Genomic DNA, 7009 nt, shown 5'->3' with positions numbered 1-7009 from the left:
AAGCCACATTCGCATCAAAAATGCCCCTAACCGCTCTCAAATTCACGGTGTATTCTGCCACCCCTTGAGCGGAATGCAAGCCCACATGGCTGAAATTCACACCGCTCACAATGATGTCTCTAGCGTCGGTTCTGGTCAAGGTTAAGCGCCCAATCACCGCATGCTGTGTCCCAGAAATCCCTGCAAAATTCCCTCCCCCAAAAACTTGACCGCTCGCGCTCGTTGCATGCACAGAAATCGCGCGCCCATCAATGGAGTGTAAATTAATGCGCCCTTGAATATCCAAGCTCGCTTCCACGCCGGTGCGATCTTTGACGGAGTTGATCGCATTAATCAACCTCCCGTCAGCGTCGTTTTTATGTACATCATTCACGGTCCCAATTTCTACGCCATTAATGGTAAGCTCCCTAACGGTTCCTGATTGCACGGGAGTGCCGCCGGTAGCCATGACATTATAAGAAGCCCTAACGCCTAAAGTGTTAGAAAAACGATTGATGATTTCGCTTAACGCCCCGATCCCAGTGCCAGCACTCGTAGAAATGCGCACGGTTTCAATCTTATAGTCATTCACGCCATTGACTTGTTTGAAATTCAATCCCACTTCAGTCAAGTTTTGCGCCGCCGCGCTAGCGAGCATGCCTTCACCGCTAAAAGAAGAGGTTTCCATGCGCACATGCCCAATCTTATCTGAGCTTGTGGAGCCAATGGACGCTTTAACCGTGGTGTTAGAATACGCACCAATTTGAAATTCTTTGTTAGAAAAACTTCCTGAAAGCATTTGTTGGCCGTTAAAGCTTGTGGTGTTGGCGATATTGTCTAGTTCTTCTAACAACCTTTGAATATCGCTCTGGAGCGCTCTTCGGCTTTCTAAAGTTTGCCCGTCTTGAGCGGCTTGAACGGCTTTGGTTTTAATGGTGTCTAAGATTTTGATTTGCTCATCCATCGCTTTATCAGCGGTTTGAACCATACCAATAGCGTCATTAGCGTTGCGGATCGCTTGACCCAAATTCGCGCTTTGACTCCTTAAGCTATCAGCGATCGCCATCCCGCTAGAATCATCAGCGGCTTTATTGATCCTAAGCCCTGAGCTTAACTTTTCAAGCGAGCTTGAAAGGTCTCTGTTGTTTTGAACCCCTACCGCATGAGAGGTTAAAGCAGCGATATTGGTATTTATCCTAAAACTCATGTTTGCATCCTTTGCATAGATATTTACTGTTAGTCAAGCAAAGGGTGTTCCAACTCTTTGATTTTTAGCACCGCTATCGTTTTTATGGTTTAATAGGGCGTTCAGTCAAAATTCTGTGCTACAATCATTCACCAATAGGTATAAACATTTCATTAAAGGCGTTCAATGAAGCACCTTATTATTGTAGAATCCCCCGCAAAAGCCAAAACCATTAAAAATTTTTTGGATAAAAATTACGAAGTCATCGCCTCTAAAGGGCATGTTAGGGATTTATCCAAATTCGCTTTAGGCATTAAGATTGATGAAACAGGTTTCACTCCTAACTATGTCGTGGATAAAGACCATAAAGAGCTTGTCAAACAGATCATAGAGCTTTCTAAAAAGGCATCTACCACCTACATCGCTACCGATGAAGACAGAGAAGGGGAAGCGATAGGCTATCATGTGGCATGCTTGATTGGGGGGAAATTAGAGAGCTATCCTAGGATTGTTTTTCATGAGATCACGCAAAATGCGATTTTAAACGCTCTAAAAACCCCACGAAAAATTGACATGTCTAAGGTCAATGCCCAACAAGCCAGACGCTTTTTAGATCGGATCGTGGGTTTTAAGCTCAGCTCGTTGATTTCATCAAAAATCATTAAAGGTTTGAGCGCTGGGCGGGTGCAGAGCGCGGCTTTAAAGCTTGTGGTTGATAAAGAAAGAGAGATCAAAGCCTTTAAGCCTTTAACTTACTTCACGCTAGACGCTTATTTTGAGTCGCATTTAGAAGCGCAACTCATTAGTTATAAGGGCAACAAACTCAAAGCCCAAGAACTCATTGATGAAAAAAAAGCTCAAGAGATTAAAAACGAATTAGAAAAAGAAAGCTACGCTATTTCCAGTATCGTTAAAAAATCTAAAAAATCCCCCACACCGCCCCCTTTCATGACTTCTACTTTACAGCAAAGCGCTTCCAGTCTTTTAGGCTTTTCGCCCACAAAGACCATGAGTATCGCTCAAAAATTGTATGAGGGCGTAGCCACCCCACAAGGGGTTATGGGGGTGATCACTTACATGAGGACCGATAGTTTGAATATCGCTAAAGAAGCTTTAGAAGAAGCGAGGAATAAGATTTTAAAAGACTATGGCAAAGACTACTTACCCCCTAAAGCCAAAGTCTATTCCAGCAAGAATAAAAACGCCCAAGAAGCCCATGAAGCGATCAGGCCCACTTCTATTGTTTTAGAGCCAAACGCTTTAAAAGACTACCTTAAGCCTGAAGAATTAAAGCTCTATGCCTTAATTTACAAACGCTTCTTAGCTTCTCAAATGCAAGACGCTCTTTTTGAAAGCCAAAGCGTGGTTGTGGCTTGCGAAAAAGGCGAGTTTAAAGCGAGTGGCAGAAAACTCCTTTTTGATGGCTATTATAAAATTTTAGGCAATGACGATAAGGACAAATTGCTCCCCAATTTGAAAGAAAATGACCCCATTAAATTAGAAAAACTAGAGAGCAACACCCATGTTACAGAACCTCCAGCACGCTATTCAGAAGCGAGCTTGATTAAAGTTTTAGAAAGTTTAGGTATAGGCAGGCCCAGCACCTACGCCCCAACGATTTCCCTTTTACAAAACAGAGACTATATTAAGGTAGAAAAAAAGCAGATCAGCGCTTTAGAGAGCGCGTTTAAGGTGATAGAAATTTTAGAAAAGCATTTTGAAGAAATCGTGGATTCCAAATTCAGCGCTTCTTTAGAAGAGGAATTGGACAATATCGCTCAAAATAAAGCCGACTACCAGCAAGTCTTAAAGGACTTTTACTACCCTTTTATGGATAAGATTGAAGCCGGGAAAAAGAATATCATCTCTCAAAAAGTGCATGAAAAAACCGGCCAATCATGCCCTAAATGCGGTGGGGAATTAGTCAAAAAAAATAGCCGTTATGGGGAGTTTATCGCTTGCAACAACTACCCTAAATGCAAATATATCAAACAGACTGAAAACGCCAATGATGGAGCCAATCAAGAATTGTGTGAAAAATGCGGAGGGGAAATGGTGCAAAAATTCAGCAGAAATGGGGCGTTTTTAGCTTGTAGCAACTACCCTGAATGCAAAAACACCAAATCGTTAAAAAACACCCCTAACGCAAAAGAAGTAATAGAAGGCGTGAAATGCCCAGAATGCGGAGGGGATATTGCCTTAAAAAGGAGTAAGAAAGGCTCGTTTTATGGCTGCAACAATTACCCTAAATGCCATTTTTTATCCAACCATAAGCCTATCAATAAGCGTTGCGAGAAATGCCATTATTTGATGAGTGAAAGAATCTATCGCAAAAAAAAGGCGCATGAATGCATTAAATGCAAAGAGCGCGTGTTTTTAGAGGAAGATGATGGCTAAAGAAAATCTGCCTATCGTTTTTGGGCCTGTTTTATCCAGGCGTTTTGGGAAGTCTTTGGGCGTGGATCTATCGCCCTCTAAAAAACAATGCAATTACAATTGCATTTATTGCGAGTTGGGTAAAGCCAAGCCCATTGAGCGCATGGAAGAAGTGATCAAAGTAGAAACCTTGATTAGCGCCATTCAAAACGCCCTAAACAACCTTGCTACCCCCATTGATGTTTTAACCATTACCGCTAATGGCGAACCCACTCTATACCCTCATTTATTAGAGCTTATCCAAAGCATCAAGCCTTTTTTAAAGGGCGTTAAAACTTTGATTTTAAGCAATGGCTCACTCTTTTATGAGCCAAAAGTCCAGCAAGCCTTAAAGGAATTTGACATCGTTAAATTTTCTTTAGACGCTATTGATTTGAAAGCCTTTGAAAGAGTGGATAAGCCCTATTCTAAAGACATTGACAAGATTTTAGAGGGGATTTTGTGCTTTTCTCAAATTTATCAAGGGCAACTGGTGGCTGAAGTGCTGTTAATTAAGGGAGTGAATGATAGCGCAAACAACTTAAAACGCATCGCTGCATTTTTAAAAAAAATCAATGTCGCTAGAGTGGATTTAAGCACCATAGACAGACCCTCAAGCTTTAAAGCCCCTAAATTAAGCGAAGATGAATTATTAAAATGCTCTTTATTTTTTGAAGGGCTTTGCGTGAGTTTGCCCAAACGATCCACTGCTCAAGCCAAAAAATTGATTTCTTGCGGTATAGACGAATTGCTCGCTTTAATTTCCAGGCGCCCTTTAAGCGCAGAAGAAGCCCCCCTGATACTAGATCCTAACACCTTTAAGCATTTAGAAACTTTATTAAACCATAAGCAAATTACGATTAAAAAAGTCGGCTCTTTGGAGTTTTATTGCGCGTTTTAACCGCCATTTGTAAAATACCATAAAAATGATCTCAAAAGCCGACAGGTAATTAAAAACTTAATGTTTTTAAGCGCTACACCCTTTTACTATAACCATAACCCGCTTTTTCTGCTTTTTTCTCGGTATTAGCAACTACTTTTATTTCTTTATTAATATCAGCAAATATTTTTTGAACGAACAAAAAGCTTTGAGAGGTTGAAAGGTGGGCTTGTGGGTCTGGTTTTACATTCCTCATTTCAAGCATTTTAGCTTGAGCTTTAGAGCGTATTTTCAGGTTTTCGTTTTGCCATTCTTCTGTAACCTTAAACTCTAGGGTCTAGTTCTAAATAAGCGATAGAACTTGGTTTATAGAAATCCACTTGTTTAGCGATAGCTTTTTGCGAATAGGGCAGAGATTCTAATTCTTTTTGCAAATAAGCTATAAGCTCTTGCGTTTTTGATCCTCTTTGAGAGCGGTGTTGCTTGGAGTTTGGAAGGTGTTTTGGCTGGATAGGGGTTTGGTTTGTTTTTGCAGGTTTAGGGGTTTTGCATTCAGATTCTATTTCTATAGAAATACTATCCTTAATTCCTCCTTTTTTAATAAAGAATTGACTATGATTTTCCTTGCAATTTTGTTCTACGTATTTAATGAAATCTTTTTGTTCTTTAACCAAATCTTTTTGTTCTTTAATCAAATCTTTTTGTTCTTTAACCAAATCTTTCTGTTCTTTAATGGTCTTTTGTTTTTCTTGTTCTGTTTTCTGTCTTTGCTGTTCTAACTCTATCCCACTCTTATTTGTCTTTTGTCTTTCTTGTTCTGTCTTTTGTCTTTCTTGTTCTGCTTTTATTTGACTATTAGCGAGTTCTATCCCACTCTTGTTTGTTTTCTGTCTTTCTTGTTCTAACTCTATCCCACTCTTATTCGCCTTTTGTCTTTCTTGTTCTAGTTCTATTTGTTTATCAATATCACCAGCATTACAAGCGGCTAATAATAAACTTGTCGCTATGGTTAATCCTGAATATTTCCACCAATTGATTTTATTCTCTTTTTCAGCTTGTTTGGATTTATCTTGGACTTTATCGTCTAATTCTTTTACTCTCTTGCATGCAGCATGGGTTAATACTACTAACGCCACCTTGCTTTTCTTGGGGTGTTTTTTGAAAAGCTCTCTGACTTTATTTACAATTTTTGTAAAAATCCCACCAATTGATCTGAGCGTATTTGTAATGGTGCTCACTTGTTTAAAATGAGTCTCTTTATTTGTCTTTGCGTTAACCATCTCTGTGTTCTTGCTAACTTTATTTGTTTTTCCTGTTTTTACTGATTCCATTACCAACCTTTTTTTTAAAAAACAATCTTACCCATCAAAACTATATCAATGGAAACCAATACGAAAAAATCCACTTAAGTTAGATCAACCCATTCATTATCAATGCACGGTTAAGCCATGGTCTTTCAATTCTTTTTCTAACTTGGCTACAGCGTTCCAAGTGGGGATCACGCTATCAGGGTTTAAAGAAATGGAAGTGATGCCCTCTTTGACTAAAAACTCTGTTACTTCAGGGTAATCGCTTGGGGCTTGCCCGCAAATCCCGCAATATTTGTTGTGCCTTTTACAAGCTTCAATCGCTTTTTTAAACATTTTTAGCATCGCTTCATTCCTTTCATCAAAGACATGGCTGACTAATTCGCTGTCTCTATCCACGCCTAAAGTGAGTTGGGTTAAATCATTAGATCCAATAGAAAAGCCATCAAACAAGCTTAAGAAATCATCAGCCAAAATGACATTCACCGGTAATTCGCACATGATATAAATTTCAAGCCCGTTTTTACCGGATTCTAAATTGTTTTTTCTTAAGATTTCTAGGACTTTTTTACCCTCTTCAATGGTTCGCAAAAAGGGGATCATCACTCTCATGTTCGTCAAGCCCATTTCTTCCCTCACTAACGCTAAAGCTTCACACTCCCACGAAAACGCTTCATTATAGCTCTCTGAATAATACCGACTAGCCCCCCTGTAGCCAAGCATGGGGTTTTCTTCATTAGGCTCATAGCTAGAGCCGCCAAGCATGCGCATGTATTCGTTGGATTTGAAATCGCTAGTCCTTACAATGACGGGTTTAGGGTAAAACGCTGCGCTGATCATGCCAATGCCTTCAGCGATTTTTTTCACAAAAAAATCTTTAGGGTTAGCATAGCCTGCCATAAGGTTTTCAATTTCATTTTTTTCTTTCACGCTTTTTTTGTGGTGCAAATCCACTAAGGCTAAAGGGTGGGCTTTGATTTGATTTAAAATAATCATTTCCATTCTGGCCAGCCCTACGCCGTGATTAGGGAGCTGAGAAAAGCTGAAAGCTTTTTCAGGGTTTCCAATATTGATGTAAATTTTTGTTTGAGTTTCTTGCATGTTAGAAAGCTCCACCCTTTCAATTTCATGCTCATAAATGCCCGCATACACATAACCCTCTTCGCCCTCAGCGCAAGAAACCGTGATTTCCATGCCGGTATAAAGGCTATCAGTCGCCCCACTCACCCCAACAATGGCTGG

The 7009-nt window shown here is 39.9% G+C and carries 4 protein-coding genes and 1 pseudogene; 2 read left to right on the top strand and 3 right to left on the bottom strand.

Annotated elements, in window-relative coordinates; all coding sequences use genetic code 11:
- Positions 1–1186, bottom strand: a 1186-nt coding sequence (locus DV63_RS10690) for a flagellin B (protein ID WP_020982371.1), incomplete at its 3' end; no start/stop codon positions are given.
- 165 nt (positions 1187–1351) lie between these two features.
- Here DV63_RS10690 and topA point away from each other — a divergent pair.
- Complete coding sequence (topA, locus tag DV63_RS10685; protein WP_000681462.1) at positions 1352–3562, top strand: type I DNA topoisomerase; 2211 nt, start codon at positions 1352–1354, stop codon at positions 3560–3562.
- On the top strand, positions 3555–4481 hold the full coding sequence (locus DV63_RS10680; protein ID WP_001040768.1) for a radical SAM protein: 927 nt from the start codon (positions 3555–3557) through the stop codon (positions 4479–4481). The genes topA and DV63_RS10680 overlap by 8 nt, the downstream gene beginning before the upstream one ends.
- A 73-nt stretch (positions 4482–4554) precedes the next feature.
- Here DV63_RS10680 and DV63_RS10675 read toward each other — a convergent pair.
- Positions 4555–5791 (bottom strand): annotated as a pseudogene (locus DV63_RS10675) (DUF874 family protein).
- A gap of 99 nt (positions 5792–5890) precedes the next feature.
- Positions 5891–7009: putative PEP-binding protein (locus DV63_RS10670; protein ID WP_020982367.1), on the bottom strand; the 1119-nt coding region annotated here is incomplete at its 5' end.

Source organism: Helicobacter pylori FD535, from assembly GCF_000296015.2.
GTDB lineage: Bacteria > Campylobacterota > Campylobacteria > Campylobacterales > Helicobacteraceae > Helicobacter > Helicobacter pylori_CT.
This window is presented reverse-complemented; position numbering and strand designations above follow the sequence as displayed.

Coding starts and splice junctions, on each gene's coding strand:
- topA (WP_000681462.1), top strand. CDS start 1,352: ATGAAGCACCTTATTATTGTAGAATCCCCCGCAAAAGCCAAAACCATT.
- DV63_RS10680 (WP_001040768.1), top strand. CDS start 3,555: ATGGCTAAAGAAAATCTGCCTATCGTTTTTGGGCCTGTTTTATCCAGG.